The sequence below is a fragment of the Microbispora sp. H10949 genome, assembly GCF_014161435.1.
In the GTDB taxonomy this organism is placed as follows: Bacteria; Actinomycetota; Actinomycetes; order Streptosporangiales; family Streptosporangiaceae; genus Microbispora; species Microbispora triticiradicis.
The window spans coordinates 250,352-267,926 of sequence record NZ_JABBWZ010000003.1; the positions used below are offsets into that span (position 1 = coordinate 250,352).

At 73.4% G+C, this 17,575-nt stretch carries 19 protein-coding genes; 15 read left to right on the plus strand and 4 right to left on the minus strand.

The annotated features are described in order from the left end of the window. Positions 1 to 118: 118 nt before the first annotated feature. The 7 genes from HHX40_RS08635 (at position 119) to HHX40_RS08665 (ending at position 5,878) form a co-directional block, all read left to right on the plus strand. Positions 119 to 898, plus strand: coding sequence for a prepilin peptidase (locus HHX40_RS08635; RefSeq protein WP_182880109.1), 780 nt, complete (start codon positions 119 to 121; stop codon positions 896 to 898). A 152-nt stretch (positions 899 to 1,050) separates the two neighbouring features. Then, a complete protein-coding gene (gene aroC / locus HHX40_RS08640; protein ID WP_220498867.1) occupies positions 1,051 to 2,229 on the plus strand; it encodes a chorismate synthase in 1,179 nt (392 codons plus the stop codon). Positions 2,230 to 2,243: 14 nt separating this feature from the next. After that, complete coding sequence (locus HHX40_RS08645; RefSeq protein ID WP_182880110.1) at positions 2,244 to 2,756, plus strand: shikimate kinase; 513 nt, start codon at positions 2,244 to 2,246, stop codon at positions 2,754 to 2,756. After that, entirely contained in the window at positions 2,753 to 3,829 is a 1,077-nt protein-coding gene (gene aroB / locus HHX40_RS08650) for a 3-dehydroquinate synthase (protein WP_182880111.1), read from the plus strand. The genes HHX40_RS08645 and aroB overlap by 4 nt, the downstream gene beginning before the upstream one ends. Then, a complete protein-coding gene (gene aroQ / locus HHX40_RS08655) occupies positions 3,826 to 4,260 on the plus strand; it encodes a type II 3-dehydroquinate dehydratase (RefSeq protein WP_117409488.1) in 435 nt (144 codons plus the stop codon). The genes aroB and aroQ overlap by 4 nt, the downstream gene beginning before the upstream one ends. A 14-nt stretch (positions 4,261 to 4,274) precedes the next feature. Then, positions 4,275 to 5,072, plus strand: a complete 798-nt coding sequence (locus HHX40_RS08660; RefSeq protein WP_182880112.1) for an SGNH/GDSL hydrolase family protein — start codon at positions 4,275 to 4,277, stop codon at positions 5,070 to 5,072. A gap of 2 nt (positions 5,073 to 5,074) precedes the next feature. Continuing rightward, complete coding sequence (locus HHX40_RS08665; protein ID WP_220498868.1) at positions 5,075 to 5,878, plus strand: hypothetical protein; 804 nt, start codon at positions 5,075 to 5,077, stop codon at positions 5,876 to 5,878. 160 nt (positions 5,879 to 6,038) lie between these two features. Here HHX40_RS08665 and HHX40_RS08670 read toward each other — a convergent pair whose 3' ends face one another. Continuing rightward, a complete protein-coding gene (locus tag HHX40_RS08670) occupies positions 6,039 to 8,180 on the minus strand; it encodes an ATP-dependent DNA helicase (RefSeq protein WP_182880113.1) in 2,142 nt (713 codons plus the stop codon). A gap of 223 nt (positions 8,181 to 8,403) precedes the next feature. On the opposite strand from HHX40_RS08670, the gene HHX40_RS08675 reads away from it, so the two are divergent. Both HHX40_RS08675 and HHX40_RS08680 read left to right on the plus strand, forming a co-directional pair. After that, complete coding sequence (locus tag HHX40_RS08675) at positions 8,404 to 9,732, plus strand: hypothetical protein (protein ID WP_182880114.1); 1,329 nt, start codon at positions 8,404 to 8,406, stop codon at positions 9,730 to 9,732. Positions 9,733 to 9,790: 58 nt separating this feature from the next. Beyond that, positions 9,791 to 11,380 carry a Na+/H+ antiporter gene (locus HHX40_RS08680; protein ID WP_182880115.1) on the plus strand — a complete coding sequence of 530 codons (1,590 nt, stop codon included), beginning with the start codon at positions 9,791 to 9,793 and terminating at the stop codon, positions 11,378 to 11,380. A gap of 24 nt (positions 11,381 to 11,404) precedes the next feature. Here the strand turns inward: HHX40_RS08680 and HHX40_RS08685 are convergent, their stop codons facing one another. Further along, positions 11,405 to 11,665, minus strand: a complete 261-nt coding sequence (locus HHX40_RS08685; protein WP_117409483.1) for a UBP-type zinc finger domain-containing protein — start codon at positions 11,663 to 11,665, stop codon at positions 11,405 to 11,407. 106 nt (positions 11,666 to 11,771) lie between these two features. Here HHX40_RS08685 and HHX40_RS08690 point away from each other — a divergent pair, with 106 nt between their 5' ends. From HHX40_RS08690 to HHX40_RS08705, 4 genes are all read left to right on the plus strand, one after another. Beyond that, entirely contained in the window at positions 11,772 to 12,611 is an 840-nt protein-coding gene (locus HHX40_RS08690) for a ferritin-like domain-containing protein (protein ID WP_220498869.1), read from the plus strand. Positions 12,612 to 12,621: 10 nt separating this feature from the next. After that, the gene (locus HHX40_RS08695) at positions 12,622 to 12,987 is read left to right on the plus strand and encodes a hypothetical protein (protein ID WP_117409523.1); all 366 of its coding nucleotides are present in this window, start codon (positions 12,622 to 12,624) and stop codon (positions 12,985 to 12,987) included. An 89-nt stretch (positions 12,988 to 13,076) separates the two neighbouring features. After that, entirely contained in the window at positions 13,077 to 13,427 is a 351-nt protein-coding gene (locus HHX40_RS08700; protein WP_117409482.1) for a YidH family protein, read from the plus strand. Beyond that, entirely contained in the window at positions 13,424 to 13,756 is a 333-nt protein-coding gene (locus HHX40_RS08705) for a DUF202 domain-containing protein (RefSeq protein WP_182880116.1), read from the plus strand. Before HHX40_RS08700 ends, HHX40_RS08705 begins: the two co-directional genes overlap by 4 nt. 26 nt (positions 13,757 to 13,782) lie before the next feature. Here the strand turns inward: HHX40_RS08705 and HHX40_RS08710 are convergent, their stop codons facing one another. Continuing rightward, positions 13,783 to 14,355 carry a lytic transglycosylase domain-containing protein gene (locus tag HHX40_RS08710; protein WP_182880117.1) on the minus strand — a complete coding sequence of 191 codons (573 nt, stop codon included), beginning with the start codon at positions 14,353 to 14,355 and terminating at the stop codon, positions 13,783 to 13,785. A gap of 360 nt (positions 14,356 to 14,715) precedes the next feature. On the opposite strand from HHX40_RS08710, the gene HHX40_RS08715 reads away from it, so the two are divergent. Continuing rightward, positions 14,716 to 15,204, plus strand: a complete 489-nt coding sequence (locus tag HHX40_RS08715; RefSeq protein ID WP_182880118.1) for a glutathione peroxidase — start codon at positions 14,716 to 14,718, stop codon at positions 15,202 to 15,204. A gap of 6 nt (positions 15,205 to 15,210) precedes the next feature. Here the strand turns inward: HHX40_RS08715 and HHX40_RS08720 are convergent, their stop codons facing one another. Further along, positions 15,211 to 16,221: a LacI family DNA-binding transcriptional regulator gene (locus HHX40_RS08720; RefSeq protein WP_182880119.1), complete on the minus strand. Its 1,011-nt coding sequence runs from the start codon at positions 16,219 to 16,221 to the stop codon at positions 15,211 to 15,213. A 123-nt stretch (positions 16,222 to 16,344) separates the two neighbouring features. On the opposite strand from HHX40_RS08720, the gene HHX40_RS08725 reads away from it, so the two are divergent. After that, complete coding sequence (locus HHX40_RS08725; RefSeq protein ID WP_182877019.1) at positions 16,345 to 17,565, plus strand: ABC transporter ATP-binding protein; 1,221 nt, start codon at positions 16,345 to 16,347, stop codon at positions 17,563 to 17,565. Positions 17,566 to 17,575 lie beyond the last annotated feature (10 nt).

Genomic DNA, 17,575 nt, shown 5'->3' on the forward strand with positions numbered 1-17,575 from the left:
ACAGCGCGGGGCTCACCCGCCGCGCCTGGTCGCCTCCGGTTCTCCACAGGAGGGCGGCCGTCCACAGGGCCGTGCTCGGACCATGCGGGTCCGGCGCACGGGCGTTAGGGTCGGCCGCGTGTCCCTCCCCGTCATCGTCGTCGCCGCCGTCCTCGGCCTTGTCGCGGGCGCGTACGCCCGGGCGTTCGCCACGGGATTCGACACGCAGCCCGAGGCGCGGGGCGGGGTGGCGCCGGGCGGTCGCCCGGCCGAGGCGGAGCCAGGCCCGCACTCCGAGGCGTGGGATGAATCGCAGGAGGGCACGCGGGGCGGGGTGGAGCCGGGCGGCCGCAGGGCCGAGGTGGTTCGCGCGTTCGCGTCGGCGGTGCGCGCGGCGCCGCTGCCCCGCCCGCCGTACCTGCTCGAAGGCGTGACCGCGCTGGCCGCGGCGCTGGCCGCCTGGCGGGTCCACGACGGCTGGGTCCTGGCCGCCTGGTCGTACGCCGTGGTGGCCGGCGCCGCGCTCGCGGAGATCGACCGGAGGACCTGGCGGCTGCCCGACGCGATCACGCTGCCGTCGTACCCGATCCTGGTGGTCCTGCTCGCGCCGTCGGGCCGCCTGCTGCCGGCCCTGGCGTCGGGGTGCGCGCTCGGGGCCGTCTACGCCGCGCTGTGGTTCATCCGCCCGGCCGGTCTCGGGCTCGGCGACGTCAAGCTGGCCGGGCTGATCGGCCTGTTGACCGGCGCGCTCGGCACGCAGTCCGTGATCGTCGCCGGGATGGCCGGGCAGGTGCTCGGCGCGCTGTACGCCGTGGGACTGCTCCTGGCGCGCAGGGCCACCCGGACGACCGAGTTCCCGTTCGGCCCGTTCATGCTCGCGGGCGCGCTGGTCGCGCTGTGTCTCACGAACGGGGCATGACGAGCCGTGCCCGGCGCGCGGTCTCTGACGAATCCGGCCCGATCAACTGTGAACGACGTACCGGGCCGGGTGGGCCTGGCCTGATGTGCGGGGATGCGCACACGGGTGTCGGGGTGACGCCGCAGTCGGGCGCACATGGAAGACTGGGCGTCATGCTGCGCTGGTTGACCGCCGGGGAGTCACACGGCCCCGAGCTTCTCGCGATCCTGGAAGGCCTCCCCGCCGGAGTGTCGGTGACCACCGCCGACCTCGACGAGGCGCTGCGCCGCCGCCGTCTCGGATACGGCCGCGGGGCACGGATGAAGTTCGAGCAGGACGTGGTGACGATCTCCGGAGGCGTACGGCACGGCCGCACGCTCGGATCGCCCGTCGCCATCCGCATCGGCAACACCGAATGGCCGAAGTGGGAGACCGTGATGGCCGCCGACCCGGTGGACCCGGCCGTCCTGGAGGGTCAGGCGCGCAACGCGCCGCGGTCCCGGCCGCGTCCCGGCCACGCCGACCTCGCGGGCATGCAGAAGTACGGCTTCGACGACGCGCGGCCGGTGCTCGACCGGGCCAGCGCGCGTGAGACGGCCGCCCGCGTGGCGCTGGGCCAGGTCGCCCGTTCCTTCCTCAAGCAGGCTCTCGGCGTCGACATCGTCAGCCACGTGGTCTCGATCGGCGAGGCCGTCACGCGCCGCGACGTGATCCCCGGCCCGGCCGACCTGGAGGCGGTGGACGCCGACCCGGTGCGCTGCCTCGACCCGGACGGGAGCGCCGCGATGATCGCCGAGATCGACAAGGCGCACAAGGACGGCGACACCCTCGGCGGGGTGGTCGAGGTCGTCGCCTACGGCCTGCCGCCGGGCCTCGGCAGCTACACGCACTGGGACCGGCGCCTCGACGCCCGTCTCGCCGCCGCGCTGATGGGCATCCAGGCGATCAAGGGCGTCGCGGTCGGCGACGGCTTCGAGACCGCCCGCCGCCCCGGGTCCCGGGCCCACGACGAGATCGAGAACACCGCCGAGGGCGTCCGCCGGATCACCAACCGGGCCGGTGGCGTCGAGGGCGGCATGACCAACGGCGAGCCGTTGCGGGTCAGCGCGGCGATGAAGCCGATCTCCACGGTGCCCCGGGCGCTCGCCACGGTCGACGTGCTGACCGGCGAGGCGGCCAAGGCCCACCACGAGCGCTCGGACGTGTGCGCCGTCCCGGCCGCCGGGATCGTGGCCGAGGCCATGGTCGCGCTGGTGCTCGCGGACGCGGCGGTCGAGAAGTTCGGCGGCGACTCCGTCGAAGAGGTGGCGCGCAACCTGGCGGGCTACCTGTCCTCCCTGGTGATCAAGTAATAAGGTCAGTGATCATGCAATCGGCGTCCAACGGCCCGGCCGCGGTCCTCATCGGCCCGCCAGGTTCGGGCAAGTCAACGGTCGGTCGGCTCCTCGGGGACCGTCTCGGCCTGCCGTTCCGCGACACCGACGCCGACGTCGAGGCCGCCGCGGGCAAGACCGTCAGCGACGTGTTCGTGGAGGACGGCGAGGAGCGGTTCCGCGAGCTGGAGGCGGAGGCCGTGCGGTCCGCGCTGGCCGATCACCCCGGGGTGCTCGCGCTCGGGGGCGGCGCGATCCTGCACGAGGCCACCCAGGAGCTGCTGGCCGGCCACCGGGTCGTCTACCTCCAGGTCGGGCTCGACCAGGCGGTCAGGCGGGTCGGCCTCGCCTCGGCCCGGCCGCTGCTCGTGCTGAACCCCCGCAGCCGCCTGCGGACGCTGATGGAGGAGCGCCGCCCGATCTACGAGCGGCTCGCCGCGGTCGTCGTGAAGACCGACGACCGCGAGCCGGAGGACGTCGTGGCCGAGATCGAGGGGGCGCTGTGACCGCGACCCGCATCACCGTCGGCGGTGAGAGCCCCTACGACGTCGTGGTCGGCGCCGGAGTGCTGCCGGAGCTGCCGGGCCTGCTCGACCCGAAGGTCCGCACGGTCGCCGTCATCCACCCCGCCGGGCTGCCGGAGATCGCCCGGCCCGTTCGCGAGGCGCTGGAGACCGCCGGGCTGGAGGTCCTCTCGCTGCCCGTGCCGGACGGCGAGGAGGCCAAGACGGTGCACGTCGCGGCCGAGCTGTGGTCGGCCTTCGGCCGTTACGGCATCACCCGGTCCGACGCGGTCGTCGGAGTCGGCGGGGGAGCGACCACCGACCTGGCCGGGTTCGCGGCGGCGACGTGGCTGCGCGGGGTGCAGGTCGTCCAGGTGCCGACCACGCTGCTGGCGATGGTCGACGCGGCCGTCGGCGGCAAGACCGGCATCAACACCCCCGAGGGCAAGAACCTGGTCGGGTCCTTCCACCCGCCCAAGGGCGTGCTGTGCGACCTCGCCACGCTGACGAGCGTGCCGCGCGACGACTACGTCGCGGGACTCGCGGAGATCATCAAGGGTGGGTTCATCGCCGATCCGACGATCCTGCTGCTCATAGAGGACGATCCCGCCGGCGCCCGCACCCCCGAGGGCGAGCACACCCGGGAGCTGGTCGAGCGCAAGATCCGGGTGAAGGCCGACGTCGTGGGCGCCGATCTGCGGGAGAGCGGCCTGCGGGAGATCCTCAACTACGGCCACACCCTCGCCCACGCGATCGAGCGGGTCGAGGACTACCACATCAGGCATGGCGAGGCGGTGGCCATCGGGCTCGTCTACGCCGCCGAGCTGTCCCGGCTCGACGGCCGGGTCGGCCGCGACCTCGTGGACCGGACGCGCTCCATCCTGGAGTCGGTCGGGCTGCCCTCCACCTACCGGGCCGGGGCCTGGCCGCGCCTGCGCGAGCACATGCGGGTGGACAAGAAGGCCAGGGGAGCCGTGCTGCGGTTCGTCGTGCTCGACGACGTCGCGAGGCCGGCCCGCCTGGAGAACCCCTCCGAGGAGCTCCTGGAGGCGGCGTACCAGGAGGTGGCCCGATGAGGCCGGTGCTCGTCCTGAACGGCCCCAACCTGGGGCGCCTCGGCAGCCGGGAGCCCGACGTCTACGGCGCACAGACCTTCGAGGACCTGTCGGCCCTGTGCCGCGACGCCGGCCGCGAGCTGGGCCTGTCGGTCGAGGTCAGGCAGACCGACGACGAGGCCGAGCTGGTCGGCTGGATCCACGAGGCCGCCGACAGCAAGACCCCGGTGGTGCTCAACCCCGCCGCGTTCACGCACTACTCCTACGCCCTGCGCGACGCGATCGCGCAGCGTACGGCGCCGCTGGTGGAGGTGCACATCTCCAACCCGAACGCGCGGGAGGAGTTCCGCCACACCTCGGTCGTGGCGGCGGTGGCCACCGGGACGATCGCGGGGTTCGGCATGCGGTCGTACGAGCTGGCGCTGCGTGCGATCGCCGAGATGGGCGAGTGACGAAAGAAGGGTCCATGGGGTACCGGTCGTACGTGGCGGTCGGAGACAGTTTCACCGAAGGGCTGGGCGACCCCCTCCCGGACGCGCCGCCTCCGGCGCCGGGGGAGGTGGTCCGCTATCGGGGCTGGGCCGACCGGGTCGCCGAGCGGCTCGCGATGCTGGAGCCGGACTTGCGTTACGCCAACCTCGCCGTGCGGGGGAAGCTGATCGACCAGATCGTCGCCGACCAGGTGCCCCTGGCCGTCGACATGAAGCCCGACCTGATCAGCTTCTGCGCCGGCGGCAACGACCTCATCCGCCCCGGCAGCGATCCGGACCGGATGGCCAAGAAGGTCGCCGCGGCCGTGCGCGACCTGCGGGCCACCGGCGCGGACGTCGTGCTGTTCACCGGCACCGACCCCCGCGACACGCCCATCATGCGGCGTGTGCGCGGCCGGTTCGCGATCTTCTACCTGCACGTCCGCTCGATCGCCGACCTGTACGGCTGCCACCTGGTGGACATGTGGTCGATGCAGGGGCTGCGCGACTGGCGGGCCTGGTGCGGGGACCGGCTGCACATGAACGCCGAAGGCCACCGCCTGGTCGCGGCGAGGGTCCTGCACGTGCTCGGGCTGCCCGGCGAGGACGACTGGCGCAAGACCTGGCCGCCCCGGGAGGCGGTGGACCCCAGGGCCAAGCGCCAGGAGGACGTCCAGTGGCTCAGAGAGCACTTCGGCCCCTGGATCGGCCGGAGACTCCGCGGCACCTCCTCGGGCGACGGACTCGCCCCCAAGCGCCCCGATCTCAGCCCCCTGCCCCCGTTCACCACCTGACGATGACGTCGAGGTGGCGGCGCGCGGGCTCGCGTGGCGGCGCGTTCCGGCGCGGGCGGGTATGGCTGCTCGCGGCGCTCGTGGCTCTGCCGATCGCGGCGGCCGCTGTCGTGGCGGTGGCCTACCCCGCGGTCGCCGCCGCCACCTGCCCCGGCTGTTACGGACTGGAACGGCTGGCGGGGGACGTCTACGCGGAACAGGGCCTGCCGCCGTACCGGAAGCGGCAGGTGGTCTCGGCCGTGGAGGAGGCGGAACGGCGCGTCCGCGACTTCTATGGAGACAGGCGGGCCGCTCCGCGGATCCTCGCCTGCCTCAGCGACCGCTGCTACCGGCGGATCGGCGGCGGCGGGGAGCGCGGCGTCGCGGTGCTGAACCGCGCGGTGATGCTGTCGCCCTCGGGCGTGGACCCGGTCATCGCCTCCCACGAGATGTCGCACGTCGAGCTGCACGCCCGGCTTGACTCGGGAGCAAAGGTGCCGCAGTGGTTCGACGAGGGCCTGGCCGTCCTGGTCTCCGGCGACCCGCGGTATCTCGCCCCCGAGACCGCGCCGGGCGCCGAGCCCGACACCGCGCCGGGCACCGCGCCGGGCACCGCGGCCGACCGCTGCCTCGTGAGCACGGACGCCCCGCTGCCCGCGACGCTGGACGCCTGGTTGCGGGCCGCCGGCGCCGACCGGACCACCTATGCCCGGGCGGCGTGCCGGGTGAGCCGGTGGGTCGCCGCCAACGGCGGGCCGCACGTCGTGCTCGACCTCGTCCGGCGGCTCGACGCGGGCGAGACGTTCGGCGCGATCACGGGGATGTGAGGCAGCGCCTAGGCATCGCGGAGAGCGCCCGGCGGGGCTTGGGCCGCCGGTCCCGCTCTCGAACGCCGTCCGCGCGTGCTTCGGGAGCGCTGCACGCGCGCGGGGGTGCCGGTGCGGGGGCAGAGGTGTTGTGCGGGTGGCGCTGGGTCCCGCTCGGAGGTCAGAGGTCGGCGGTCAGGCGGCGCAGGGCCTCGCGGACCTTTGCGGGGTCGGTGGTGCGCCAGTAGGGCGGCAGCGAGTTCAGCAGGAACCCGCTGTAGCGGGCCGTGGCCAGCCGGGGATCGAGCACCGCGACGACGCCGCGGTCGTCCATCGAGCGCAGCAGGCGGCCCGCCCCCTGGGCCAGCAGCAGCGCGGCGTGGGTGGCCGCGACCGCCATGAAGCCGTTGCCTCCCTTGGCCGCGACGTGCCGCTGCCGCGCGGAGGCGAGCGGGTCGTCGGGGCGCGGGAACGGGATCCGGTCGATGATCACCAAAGTCAGCGACGGCCCTGGCACGTCGACGCCCTGCCACAGGGAGAGCGTGCCGAACAGGCAGGTGGCGGGGTCTCCGGCGAACTGCTTGACGAGCTGCCCGGTCGCGTCGTCGCCCTGGCAGAGCAGGGGCACGTCCAGCCGTTCGCGCAGCGCCTCCGTCGCGGCCTTGGCGGCCCGCATGGAGGAGAACAGGCCGAGCGTGCGCCCGCCCGCCGCCTCGATCAGCTCGGCGATCTCGTCGACGTACGCCTCCGGCAGGCCGTCGCGGCCGGGCTGGGGGAGATGCGTGGCGACGTAGAGGATGCCGCGGCGCGGGTGGTCGAACGGCGAGCCGACGTCCAGGCCGGTCCACTCGCCCGGCCGCAGGCCCCACTGCCGGGCCAGGCTGTCGAAGGTGCCGCCCAGTGCGAGCGTGGCGCTGGTGAGGACGACGGTCCGGTCGCCGAACAGCTTGTCCCGCAGCATTCCGCCCACCGACAGCGGCGCGACCCGCAGGGTGGGCGGGACGCGGCCGCGGCCCTCCTCCAGCCAGACGACCTCCGCCCGGTGGATCTCCTCGGCCTCCGCGTCGCCGCCCGCGCGGCCCGTGGGCCCTCCGGACGCCGCGGCCCCGGTGCCTGAGGACCGGGTGACTGAGGACCGGGTGCCTGAGGACCCCGAGTCCGAGGCCCTGGAATCCGGATCATCGGAGTCGTCGGCACTGAGGCCCGAGCCGGTCCCGCCGGCCGCCGGGCCGAACGCGTCGAGCATCCGCTGCGCGGTGTCGTGGACGTCGTCGAGCACGGTGAAGGCGGCCTTGCGCAGCCCGGCGTTCTCCGGGTCGTCCTTGTCCTTGTTGCGCGGCCCGAGCGCCGTGATGCACGCGAACGCGGCGTCCCGCACCAGAGAGAGCGTCAGCCCGAGCGACTGCGGCAGCGTGTCGACGCGGCCGGGCGGCGCGGCGCCCAGCAGGGCGCGCAGGTCCTCGCCCGCCTCCTGCAGCCGGTCGGCCACCCCCTGCTCGACGAGCCGTCCCGCCCGGCGCACCGCCAGGCTCACCGTGGCCTCGGACAGCTCGCCGGTGACCACGGAGGTGACCCGGTCGGCGAGCTCGTGCGCCTCGTCCACGACGACCACGTCGTGCTCGGGCAGGACGGCGAAGTCCTCCATCGCGTCGATCGCGAGCAGCGCGTGGTTGGTCACCACGACGTCGGCCTCGCCCGCCCGCTCCCGGGCGAGCTCGGCGAAGCAGTCGGCGCCGCTGGGGCAGCGCTGGGCGCCCAGGCACTCCCGGGCGGTCACCGAGAACTGCCGCCAGGCCTGGTCGCTGACCCCCGGCACGATCTCGTCGCGGTCTCCGGTCTTGGTCTCGTCGGCCCAGTCCTGGATCCGCTGCACCATCCGGCCGGTCGCGCTGACCTCGCGCGGGTCGAAGAGCTGGTCGTCCTCGTCCTCGGGCATGCCCGCCGCCGTCTTGTGGCGGCACAGGTAGTTGCGGCGCCCCTTGAGGATCGCGAACTCGGGACGGTGCGGCAGCAGGCCCTCCAGGGCGTCGGCCAGCCGGGGCAGGTCGCGGTCGACGAGCTGGCGCTGCAGCGCGATGGTGGCGGTGGACACCACCACGGCCTTCTTGCTCTCGGCCGCGTGCCTGATCGCGGGCACCAGGTAGGCCAGGGACTTGCCGGTGCCCGTGCCCGCCTGCACGGCCAGGTGCTCCTCGCTCTCGACGGCGTCGCGCACCGCCTGCGCCATCTTGACCTGGCCCGGGCGCTCGACGCCGCCCACCGCGGTCACCGCGGCGGTGAGGAGTTCTTCGACGGGCGGAAGCTCGGGACGGTCCTTTGGCACGGCAGAACGCTACCCCCTGCCACCGACATCTCGTGCGTGCCGCGTTCACCACATCCTGGCGTTCCAGGAACTCCCTCCCGGCCCGCATGGCACACTGGATACCAGTGCTCTCAAGGTCAACGGCGATCTTCCCAGTGAGGTCAAAGAGGACGAAGCGGATGTTGCGCCAGGGTTCCCGGGATCGAGTGGACGAAAAAGGGCTGGTAAAGGCACTATGACTGCCATGTCGGAAGTTGTCCCATTGCCATCGTTCGGCGAGGTGTTCTTCGACGCACGGGGTCAGGACCGCGTGCTCAGGGTCACCTGGCACGACGGCACGCTGGTGCTGAGTCTGTGGCGGGGCGAGATGTGCACGGCCAGTTTCCGTATGCCCATGGACGACGTGGGACGTCTGATCGACACCCTGGACGACGGGTTCGCGGAGGAGGACGTCCCGGACCAGGACGCCGGCACCGGGCCCTTCCCCCGGCAGGCGCCCGACCAGGACGGCTACGCCGGCGCCGGCCGGGAGGCATACCCGGCGCACGCCCAGCGGCAGGAGCAGGAGGCCCAGAGCCGGGACGTCTATCCGGCCCAGGACCCCTACGCGGCCCCGGACCCGTACGCCGCGCAGGCCCAGGACCCCTATCCCGCCCACGACCCGTACGCCGCCCCGGTCAGGGACGCGTACGGCGCGCAGGCCGCGGACGCGTACCCCGCTCAGGACCCGTACCCCGCTCAGGACCCCTACGCCGCGCAGGCGCAGGACGCCTACCCGGCGCAGGCCGCCGACCCCTACGGCGCCCGGCCGCAGGACGGCTACGCGGCCCAGGCCCAGGACGGCTACGCCACGCCGCCCGACGGGTACGCCGCCGGTCAGGCCGGAGACGGCTACGCCACGCGCGATCCGTACACGGCCGACGATCCGTACGCCACGCCGCAGCGCCCCTACGGCCAGGCCCAGGACGGCTACGGCGCCGCCCACGACGCGTACGCGCGGGGCGAGAACGGGTACGCCGCGCCGGACGCCCACCGGGGACACGACGCGGGCTACCCCGAGCAGCCGGCCCGCGGCGACTACCGGAGCACTTACCAGAGCACCTACGAGGGTGACTACCAGGGCGACTACGAGTATCCGGACTTTCCCGGCACGGGGCAGTACGCCCGCCCGCCGGTGCCGCCGCCCGCCCCGGCCCCCGAGGCCCACCCCGCCCCGCCCGCGCTCGGCCCCAACGACGTGCTCGTCGCCCGGGGGACCCCCACGCAGGACCGCCTCGTCGCGTCCTCCGCGACCCAGACCGGGCCCCTGGCGGACCCCCGTCAGCAGCCCCCGGCGGTCGACCCGAACGATCCCCTCGGCGTCGGCTCCGTCCGGCCGTACATGAACGAACCGCCGCTCTACCACACGGGCGAGCGGCTGCGGCCGGACCAGTGGCCGGCGGGCCAGGGCCCCGACCCGCAGGCGGAGCACGAGCGCCACGGAAGACGGCGTTCCGGGCGGACCACCGGGGAGAGCCCGGGCCAGTGGCCGGACGACGGTCAGGAGAACTGGGAGGACGCGCGGGGCTGGTAGGCCGATTTACGGGCCGGTGGTCGGCAGGGGTTCCAGCTGTAAGTAACCTCGTCCTCTGATGGACACCTCAACGGCACTGCAGTTCCTGCTTCTTCCCGCCGGCGCTCTCGCCGTCGCCGCCCTGGCCCGATGGCGGGACTGGTCGTCCCCGCTGCTCCTGGTCGTCGCCGGGCTGGCCGCCTCCTACCTGCCCGGCGTCCCCGACTACAGCCTGGACCCGCACATCGTCCTGCTGGTCTTCCTGCCGCCGATGCTCTACTCGGCGGCGCTGGACAGCTCCTATCTGCGGCTGCGCGACGCCGCCCGGCCCGTCGGGCTCCTCGCGGTCGGGCTCGTCCTGATGACCACCGTGGTGGTCGGGTTCGTCACGCACGCGATGGTGCCGCAGCTTCCCCTGGCCGCGGCCTTCGCGCTCGGCGCGATCATCGCGCCGCCCGACGCGGTGTCCGCGGTCGCCATCGGGCGCCGCCTCGGCCTGCCGCGGCGGGCGCTGACCATCCTGGTGGGCGAGAGCCTGTTCAACGACGCCACCGCGCTGACCGTCTACCGGGTCGCGCTGGGCGCCGTCGCCGGCACCGCCGGGGGAGTGCTGGACGTCGGCGGGCAGTTCCTCCTGGCCGCCGGTCTCGGCCTCGTCATCGGCCTCGCCATCGCGCGGATCGCGGGCCTCGTGCTGCGGCGGCTCGACGACGCGCTGATCGCCAACGGCGTCTCGCTGCTCGTGCCGTACGCCGCCTATCTGGCGGCCGAGGCCGTGCACGCCTCCGGCGTGATCGCCGTGGTGATCGTCGGGATCTACCTGGGGCACGAGCTCAGCCGGAGCTCGTACGGCACGCGCCTGCTGTCCGGGGCGGTCTGGCGGGTGGCCGACCTGGTGCTGGAGTCCATCGTGTTCGCGCTGATCGGCCTGCAGCTGCGCCCGATCCTCGCCGGGCTGGACGGCCAGCCGCCCGCGCGGCTCGCGACGTACGCCGTCGTGCTGTTCCTGGTGGTCGTCCTCGTGCGGGCCGCCTGGGTGCCGCCCAGCACCTACCTCCCGCGGATGCTGTCGAAGCGGGTGCGCACCCGGGAGCCGAAGACGCCGTCGTGGCAGAACGTGGTGGTGACGAGCTGGGCGGGGATGCGCGGGGTGGTGTCGCTGGCCGCGGCCTTCGCCCTGCCCGAGGACTTCCCCCAGCGCAACCTGCTGCTGTTCCTGACGTTCGCCGTCGTCGTCGGCACCCTGATCGTGCAGGGCCTGTCGTTCCCCTGGCTGATCAGGAAGCTCGGGGTCTCCACCGCCAGGGAGCGGTACGCCGACGACCTGGCGGAGGCGGGCGCCCAGCAGGCCGCCGCGTCGGCGGCGCTGTCACGGCTGGAGGAGCTCACCTCCGACGGCGTGCGCGACGTCCACGAGGAGGTCGTCGACCAGTTGCGCACCCGCGCCGAGCGCCGGGCCATGCACGCCTGGGAGCGGCTCGGCGGCGGCACCGGCGCGGAGGGCGAGGAGACGCCCGCCGCGCTCTACCGGCGGCTGCGCCGGGAGATGCTCGCCGCCGAGCGCGACGTGTTCGTACGGCTGCGCGACGAGCGCCGCATCGACGACGAGGTGCTCCACCGGGTGATGCAGGAACTCGACTTCGAGGAGGCGACGCTCGAACGCGGCTGAGCGGCCGCCGGGCGGCTCCCGGGCTTACTGGCCGAGGCGCTGGTCCAGGTAGCACCAGCGCCAGTTCTCGCCCGGCTCGTAGGAGCGGACCACCGGGTGGGACGTCTCCTTGTAGTGGGCGGTGGCGTGCTTGCCGGGAGAGGAGTCACAGCAGCCGATGTGGCCGCAGGTCAGGCACTTGCGCAGGTGGACCCAGTGCATACCGAGGTTCAGGCACTCCTGACAGCCTTCCGGCGTGAGCGCGTCGGCCTCGGCGGTCACGAGCAGATGTTCACACGATCCCATGCCGCAGATGCTATGACCCCCACTCGACTGGCCCGGCCGCGTTCTCCTTCAAACCTCTACAAACCCGCCCCCGGAATCTGCATCCCCGGGCCGTAGGTTCCCGGCCATGACGGTCGACATCGGTGACTTCACGAACTGGTTGCGCGACTTCGAGGGCGCCGCGCTGCTTCGCCGTACGTGGGGCGACCCCGACTGGAGCCGGGGCGCGCGGCTGGACCCCGCCCTGGTGCGCAGCCTCCAGCGGTTCCAGGTGGGCGAGGACGGCGACGGGGCCTTCCTCACGGGCAAGGCCGCCCGGGCCGGGGACCCGGTGTACGCGGCCGCGGTCCGGCTGTTCGTCGCGGAGGAGCGCGAACACGCCCGCCTGCTGGCCCGGCTGATCGAGGCGGCGGGCGCGGCGACCCTCCCGGGTCACTGGACCGACACCGTCTTCGTCCGGCTGCGGCGGCTCCTCGGGCTGCGCATGGAGTTGATGGTCCTCATGCTCGCCGAGGTGGTCGCGCTGGCCTACTACCGGGCCGTGCGCGACGGCGCCGATGATCCGCTGGCCGCCGAGGTCGCCGGCCGGATCCTCGCCGACGAGCTTCGCCACGTGCCGTTCCACCGCGACCGGCTGCAGTGGTCCTTCCGGAGGTCGTCCCGGCTGACGCGGGCGGCGGCCGCGGCCCTGTGGTGGGCCCTGCTGGCCGGCGTGGTCGCCGTGGTCGTGGCCGACCACGGCGCTGCGCTGCGCGGGGTGGGGGTGCCGGGGACCGTCTTCGTCCGGGAGGTGGCGGCGGGCTTCCGCGCCGTCGTCGCCGGCGTCATGTGGCCGTCCGCGCAGAACGGCGCCGCAGACGGCGGCGTCGAACACCGAAGCGGCGCCGGGCACGGCGGCACTGGACGGGCGGAGGGTGCGGGAACCGCCGCCGTGCGAAGCCGCGGCGATCGGGGGACGGTTGGGTAGGGTGATCGGTATGCGACTCCTCCCCCTCGCCGCCGCCTGCGCCGCCGCCGTCCTGCTCGCCTCGGGCTGCGCGACCGCGGACAAGGCCCAGTCGTGCGCCGAAGCGACGAAGGTGATCAGCCGCACGGTCAGCGAGATCGGCAAGGTCGCCGACGATCCCGCCGCGATGCGCAAGAAGATCGAGGACGGCGCCGCCGACCTGGAGGACATGGCGAACAAGGCCGCCGACACCAGCCTCAGGGACGCCCTGCAGGGACTGGCCGACAGCCTCCAGAAGCTGAACGTCGACGACGCCAACGCTGCGGTGGACGCGGCGCAGAGGGTGGCGACCGACGGCGCGAAGTACCTCCGCGAGGTCAGCGAGGCCTGCATCTGACCCGGCCGCCGGAGGGCCTGGCCAAGAGATCCGGAAATAGCCACAACCCGGGAAATCTGCCGGAAAAGGGGCAGAATTAGCGTTCTCCTATGAGAGGGAACGAGAACGAGCCAGACCCCCGCTTCGTGCTCGCCAACGAGCGCACGTTCCTCACCTGGATCAGCACCGCTCTCGCACTGAGCGCGGGCGGCATCGCCATGGCGGTCGTGCCCGAAGGCGTCTTCGTCCCGTGGGTGCGCACGCTGCTCGCCGTCGTGCTCGTGCTGCTGTCCGCCCTGGCGGCGGGCTCGGCCTATCCCCGCTGGCGGCACATCGACCGCGCGCTGCGTGAGGACCGCGCGCTCCCGCCGCCCGCCCTGGCGCCCATGTTCGGGTACGGCGTGGCCGGGGTGGCCCTCCTCGCCCTGCTCCTCATCCTCGTGCCGAGGGTGCTCGCGTGACCACGTCCGGGGGCGGCCCCGGGCCGGGCCTGCACGGCGAGCGGACCCGGCTGGCCTGGGTGCGGACGGCGGTCCTGATGTCGGGCTCCGGCATCGGAGCGGCGGGAGCGGCGGTGCGGGACGACCTGCCCGGCCTCGCCGTCCCCTTCGGGGTGGTGGCGCTCGCCGGCGCCGTCCTGCTCCTGCGCACCGGGCTGCGGCACCGCACCCTGGAACGGGCGCTGCGGCACGGGCGCCCGCTCCGCTCCGGGCTGGACGCCCGCGTCGCCTGGGCCGGGGCGCTCGCCGCCGCGGCCGGAGCACTGGTCCTGGTGCTCCGCCTCGCCTGACGAGACCCCGGCCCGCGCGCCGGTGTTCAGTACCAGTTGTGGGACCGGAAGTGGCCCCACGCGCCGCACGGCGAGCCGTAACGGCCCTTGATGTACCGCAGCCCCCACCTGATCTGGGTCTGCGGGTTGAACCGCCAGTCCTGGGCGACGTAGCCCATCTTGTCGCCGGGCAGCGCCTGCGGGATGCCGTAGGCGCCGGAGCCGGAGTTGTAGGCCCGGTGGTCCCAGTTGCTCTCCCTGGTCCAGAGACTGTCCAGGCACTGGAACTCCTGGCCCGACCACGTGCGGCGGGTGACAAGCCGGAAGGCGTAGGCCTTGCTGAGCGCCTTCGCCGGCGCCCGGAACCTCGGCGCCTCGGGCGCCGCCCGCATCGTCCACACCCCGAGGTGCGTGATCTGACGGGCGTTCTGCCCGGCCGGCACTGCCGCCGACCCACCGGCCGACTCATTGGCCGACTCAGTGGTGGCCGACTCTCCGGCCCATGCGACGCCGCTCACGCCCAGGCTGCCGCTCACGCCCAGGCTGCCGGTCACGCCACCGGTCAGGGCGGCCGCGACGACGGCGGCGACTGTGCTGCGTAGAACGCTGTTGCTGTCCAAATCGGTCCTTGTCATCGGGTCGCGTGCGGAAGGGGCGCGCGCCGGCGCCCTTCGCGGCCGTACGCCCGTGGCGCGGGCGTCGCCGTCCGCTCGGCCCGCACCGGATCACGAAGAGCTTCCGGGGGGCACCGCGACGGGTCCTCACGCGGATTGAAATACGGCGGCCCGCCCCGGCGGCGGCATTCGCGACACGCCGCGGACGGTTCTTTGCCGATCCGCCGCCCAACGCCGACCGTCTCCAGGGGCGCAGGTTAACCAGGGGCACCGGTCGGCCAGAGGCGCGGGACGACCGGGACGACACGGCGCGCATCAGGGGGCCCTGCGAGGCACGGCGGGGAAGACGGGACGTATGGTGCGGACATGAGCGTTCTCGAGATCCCCGTGAACACGATCGACGGCACGGCCACGACCATCGGCGGCCTGCTCGGCGGGCGGGCCGCGCTGGTGGTCAACGTCGCCTCCAAGTGCGGCCTCACCCCGCAGTACGGCGGCCTGGTCGCCCTCCAGCGGGCCTACGCCGGCCGCGACTTCACCGTCGTCGGCGTGCCCTGCAACCAGTTCATGGGCCAGGAGCCCGGCTCGGCGGAGGAGATCGTGGAGTTCTGCTCCACGACGTACGGCGTGGACTTCCCGCTGCTGGAGAAGACCGAGGTCAACGGCCCGGGACGGCACCCTCTCTTCGCCGAGCTCACCGCCGTCCCCGACGCCTCGGGGTCGGCGGGCGACGTGGAGTGGAACTTCGAGAAGTTCCTCGTCTCCGCCGACGGCGAGGTGGTCGCCCGGTTCCGCCCCCGTGTCGCGCCCGAGTCGCCGGAGATCGCCGAGGCGATCGAGAAGGTCGTCTCCTGACGGACGTCAGGAGGACCGGCGCGGCGCGACCCGGGGCCCGCAGCTCGCCCGTACGACGAGCCGCGTGGGCAGCGTGACCGCCGGAGGCCGGCGGCCCCCCTGCCGCAGCACCAGTTCGGCGGCGCGGTACCCGATGTCCTGGGCGGGCTGGGCGATCACCGTCAGCGGCGGGGAGCACAGCTCCGCCCAGGGCACGTCGTCGAACATGATGAGCGACACGTCCCGGGGGATCCGCACGTCCAGCTCCCGGGCGGCCAGCACGGCCGCCTCGCCGAGCACGTTGCCGCCCGCGAGGACCGCCGTGACGTCCGAGTGGTGCTGCAGCAGCCCGGCGGCGGCCGCGTAGGCGGAGTCGCGGCTCGCCCGCGCGTGCACGACCAGGTCGCGGTCGACCGGCAGCCCCAGCGACGCCGCCGCGCTCAGGAACGCGGCCACCCGCTGCGACTGCCCGTGCCGGGCGAGGAACGCGATCCTGCGGTGGCCCAGCCCGGCGAGGTACTCCACCGCCGTGAGCACGCCCGCCCGGTCGTCGGGCACCACGCTCGGCACGTCGGTCCGCACCCGCCGGTCGGCGAACACGACGTTGAGCCCCGCCCGCAACGCGGGCGCCCACATGTCGCCGTCCCCCGACGGCACCGCGATGAGCCGGTCCATGCTCTGCTCGATCAGCGCGCCGATCAGCTCGGCCTCCCGCTCGGGGTCGTCGCCGGTGACGCCGATCGTCACGGGCTCGCCGTACGAACGGGCGCACGACAGCACGCCGTCGGCCAGGCGCGCGTAGAAGCTGTCGGTGATGTCGGGGACCAGCAGCCCGACGCCGCCGGTCCGCTGGCGCCGCAGGTTGCGCCCGAGCGCGCTCGGCCGGTAGTCGAGCCTGGCCGCGGCGGCGAACACCTTCTCCCGGGTCTCGGGGCTCGCCGAGCCTCCTGACAGGACGCGTGACACGGTGGCCACCCCGACCCCCGCCGCCTCCGCCACTTCCTTGATCGTTATTCGCCGCTGCGCTGGACCATTCATGGAAACGATTCCACCATGATTCCATCCGGCATGTGACCGAAATCTTGACAATAGGCGGCATTTCACGGGACAGTCATGAAAACGTATCCACTTGCTCTTGACTCGCAAGCGCGAAGGACTGGCATGGCTTCTATCGTTCTGAACAGTGTCGACAAGATCTACGCGGGCGGGGTGAAGGCCGTCAACGGCCTCAACCTGGAGATCAAGGACGGCGAGTTCATGGTGCTGGTCGGCCCGTCGGGATGTGGCAAGTCCACCGCCCTGCGGATGATCGCCGGCCTGGAGGACATCAGCGGCGGCGAGATCGTCATCGGCGACCGCGTGGTGAACCACCTTCCGCCGAAGGACCGCGACATCGCGATGGTCTTCCAGAACTACGCGCTGTACCCCCACATGACGGTCGAGGAGAACCTCGCCTTCGGCCTCAAGCTGCGCAAGATGCCCAAGTCGGAGATCCAGAAGCGGGTCAACGACGCCGCCCGCATGCTCGGCCTGGAGCAGTACCTCAAGCGCAAGCCCGCCGCCCTGTCCGGTGGTCAGCGCCAGCGCGTCGCGATGGGCCGCGCCATCGTCCGCGAGCCCCAGGCCTTCCTGATGGACGAGCCGCTGTCCAACCTCGACGCCAAGCTCCGCGTCTCGATGCGCGCCTCGCTCAACCAGATGCACGAGCGCCTCGGCGTCACCACGGTGTACGTCACCCACGACCAGGTCGAGGCCATGACCCTCGGCGACCGCGTCTGCGTCCTGCGCGACGGCATTCTGCAGCAGGTCGACACCCCGCAGAACCTGTTCGACGACCCGGTCAACCTGTTCGTCGCCGGCTTCATGGGCTCCCCGGCCATGAACTTCGCCTACGCCGAGCTGGTCCGCGACAACGGCGGCGCGACCGTCGCCTTCGCCGGCTACCGCCTGCCCGTCCCCGACTCGACCTTCGCCGAGAAGCCGGGCCTCGACCGCTACATCGGCCGCAAGATCATCCTCGGCATCCGGCCCTCGGACTTCGAGGACTCCGGCTCCGCGAGCGGCAACGGCGCCGGCTGGGCGCACGTCCCGGTCAAGGCGACCGTCACCGAGGAGCTCGGCTCGGAGATCAACGTCCTGTTCACGATCGACGCCCCGCCGGTCGAGCACAAGGACACCGTGGCCGCCGCGAACGACGGCGACGACGAGGAGACGTCGCTGCCGCTCACCGGCGACAAGTCGCTGTGGACCGCCCGCGTCAACGCCCGCAGCCACGTCCGCCCCGGTCAGGACATCGAGCTCGTCGTCGACACCCACAACCTGCACTTCTTCGACGTCGACTCGGGCCTGTCCATCGGCCACGAGGCCAACATCGGCCGCTGAGCCCCAAGGC

What these genes read in the sequence shown, in the direction of transcription:
- HHX40_RS08700 (WP_117409482.1), top strand. Translation starts at nt 13,077, where the DNA reads ATGAGAGGGAACGAGAACGAGCCAGACCCCCGCTTCGTGCTCGCCAAC.
- HHX40_RS08660 (WP_182880112.1), top strand. Translation starts at nt 4,275, where the DNA reads ATGGGGTACCGGTCGTACGTGGCGGTCGGAGACAGTTTCACCGAAGGG.
- HHX40_RS08725 (WP_182877019.1), top strand. Translation starts at nt 16,345, where the DNA reads ATGGCTTCTATCGTTCTGAACAGTGTCGACAAGATCTACGCGGGCGGG.
- aroQ (WP_117409488.1), top strand. Translation starts at nt 3,826, where the DNA reads ATGAGGCCGGTGCTCGTCCTGAACGGCCCCAACCTGGGGCGCCTCGGC.
- HHX40_RS08715 (WP_182880118.1), top strand. Translation starts at nt 14,716, where the DNA reads ATGAGCGTTCTCGAGATCCCCGTGAACACGATCGACGGCACGGCCACG.
- HHX40_RS08690 (WP_220498869.1), top strand. Translation starts at nt 11,772, where the DNA reads ATGACGGTCGACATCGGTGACTTCACGAACTGGTTGCGCGACTTCGAG.
- HHX40_RS08695 (WP_117409523.1), top strand. Translation starts at nt 12,622, where the DNA reads ATGCGACTCCTCCCCCTCGCCGCCGCCTGCGCCGCCGCCGTCCTGCTC.
- aroC (WP_220498867.1), top strand. Translation starts at nt 1,051, where the DNA reads ATGCTGCGCTGGTTGACCGCCGGGGAGTCACACGGCCCCGAGCTTCTC.
- HHX40_RS08720 (WP_182880119.1), bottom strand. Translation starts at nt 16,221, where the DNA reads ATGAATGGTCCAGCGCAGCGGCGAATAACGATCAAGGAAGTGGCGGAG.
- HHX40_RS08645 (WP_182880110.1), top strand. Translation starts at nt 2,244, where the DNA reads ATGCAATCGGCGTCCAACGGCCCGGCCGCGGTCCTCATCGGCCCGCCA.
- HHX40_RS08680 (WP_182880115.1), top strand. Translation starts at nt 9,791, where the DNA reads ATGGACACCTCAACGGCACTGCAGTTCCTGCTTCTTCCCGCCGGCGCT.
- HHX40_RS08675 (WP_182880114.1), top strand. Translation starts at nt 8,404, where the DNA reads ATGTCGGAAGTTGTCCCATTGCCATCGTTCGGCGAGGTGTTCTTCGAC.
- HHX40_RS08665 (WP_220498868.1), top strand. Translation starts at nt 5,075, where the DNA reads ATGACGTCGAGGTGGCGGCGCGCGGGCTCGCGTGGCGGCGCGTTCCGG.
- HHX40_RS08685 (WP_117409483.1), bottom strand. Translation starts at nt 11,665, where the DNA reads ATGGGATCGTGTGAACATCTGCTCGTGACCGCCGAGGCCGACGCGCTC.